Consider the following 1774-nt stretch of genomic DNA (forward strand, 5'->3'; position numbering starts at 1 on the left):
CGTTGCCCGGCGCGCAACGATCCGGCAAAAAGCCAGTTCTTGCGGCCCACGGCTACCGGACGGATGCAGTTTTCCGTGCGGTTATTATCTATGGGGACCCGCCCGTCATTCAGATAACGCAGTAAGGCCGGCCAGCGTTTCAGCGTGTAGTCCAGCGCTTTACGCAGTGCGGAGTTGGGCGCGGCCTGCGGCTGTTGCAACACCAGCCACTGGTGGAAGGCCGCCAGCCGGGGTTTGGCATAGCGCCGCCGCCACTGGCGTTTTTTATCTGCAGACCGGTGTTTGATTTTGCGCTCAAGTTTGTACAGCTCGCGGATGGTGTCCAGCGCAAGCCTGGCCACCGGGCTTTTGTTGGCAGTAAACAGCTCGAAGAACTTGCGCCGGGCGTGTGCCCAGCAGCCAGCCTCAAGTGCCTGACCGCTGTCGAACAGCGCCTGGTAACCGGCATAACCGTCCACCACCAGGGTGCCGCGCCAGCCCTCAAGCATATCACGGGCATACTGTCCGCTGCGTCCCGGCTGGCAGTCATAAAGCACTATCGACCGGTCAGCACCCCGGGCGGTGATATAGGCCCAGAGGTAACCACGCCGGGTTTTACCCTTGCCGGGGTCGAGGATGGACAGCGGGGTTTCGTCGGCCTGGAGCACCGGATGCTGCAACAGGTCGTGATGGAGCGCGTCGGCCAGCGGTTTGAGCGCCGCGCCAACCGCCCCGAACCAGCCCGCCAGGGTACTGCGCGGGAGGTCGACACCGCTGCGTTGATATATCGCCTGCTGACGGTAGAGCGGCAGGTGGTCAAGGCTTTTGGCACACACCACCTGCGCCAGCAGGCCCGGACCGGGCTGGCCTTTTTCTATCAGTTGCGCCGGGAGCGCTGCACTGACGACGGTCTCGCAGTGTTCACAACTGAACTGCGGACGGATATGGCGATGCACGATGAAGCGGGCCGGCACATACTCCAGCCGCTCGCTGATTTCGTCGCGGATGAAGCGCAGGGCATGGCCGCAGTCCGGGCAGCCATCGGATGCCGGAGCCAGGCGGATATCCTGGCGCGGCAGTTCAGGCGGCAGCGGTCGGCGCTTAGGCGCTGCGGGTTTTTCCGCTTCAGGTTCGGGTAATAATGTGACCAGCTGCTGCTCGATATCGGCGGCATCGGCCTCGATATCTTCATCGAACAGTCCGCGCTGTTCACCCTGGAAGGCTTCACTTTTACGGCCAAAACGCCAGTGACGGGCGTTTTTCAGCGCCTCTTCCAGTTGCTGGATATAACCTGCCTGCGTCTGATTACGTTGCGTCTGCTGCTCAAGGTCCGCGAGTAATTTCAACGCCAGAGAGCGCAGGTCATCGGGGTTTTGTGAGGTCAGCAGCGAGTCGATATCCATGCCTTTATTTTATCAAGACAGGATATTGTTGTCATTTAAAATCAATGCCTTAATTAATTTTTATCTTTATTTCCATTGAGTTAAATCCAGCCCGTCGACGCGTTGCCAGTCGATGCCTTTCATCAGCCAGTCGAACTGTTCCGGCGACAGTATCCAGGCGACATCCCCCTGTTTCGGCCAGATAAAATGCCCCTGATGAAGGCGACGAAGACACAGCCAGACGCCGTGCTTGTCCCAACGCAGGACTTTGATACGCGAGCGCGCCTTGTTGCAGAAGACAAAAGCGGCTTCCCCTTGCCAGGGTTGGTGCAGGTGGTCGGTAATGTATTGGGTCAGGGCATCAATCCCCCGGCGCATATCGACCGGCTCGCGCGCCAGCCAGATGTGTTGCG

General features: G+C 59.8%; 2 protein-coding genes. Both read right to left on the minus strand.

What is annotated here, in order from left to right; genetic code table 11:
* Positions 1 to 1382: IS66 family transposase (tnpC, locus tag BIY29_RS19800; RefSeq protein WP_121576711.1), on the minus strand; the 1382-nt coding region annotated here is incomplete at its 3' end.
* Positions 1383 to 1448: 66 nt separating this feature from the next.
* Positions 1449 to 1766 (minus strand): IS66 family insertion sequence element accessory protein TnpB, encoded by a 318-nt coding sequence (tnpB, locus tag BIY29_RS19805; RefSeq protein ID WP_240630253.1) that lies wholly within the window; start codon positions 1764 to 1766, stop codon positions 1449 to 1451.
* Positions 1767 to 1774 lie beyond the last annotated feature (8 nt).

Origin of the sequence: Brenneria alni, from assembly GCF_003666245.1 — a bacterium.
GTDB classification, from domain to species: domain Bacteria; phylum Pseudomonadota; class Gammaproteobacteria; order Enterobacterales; family Enterobacteriaceae; genus Brenneria; species Brenneria alni.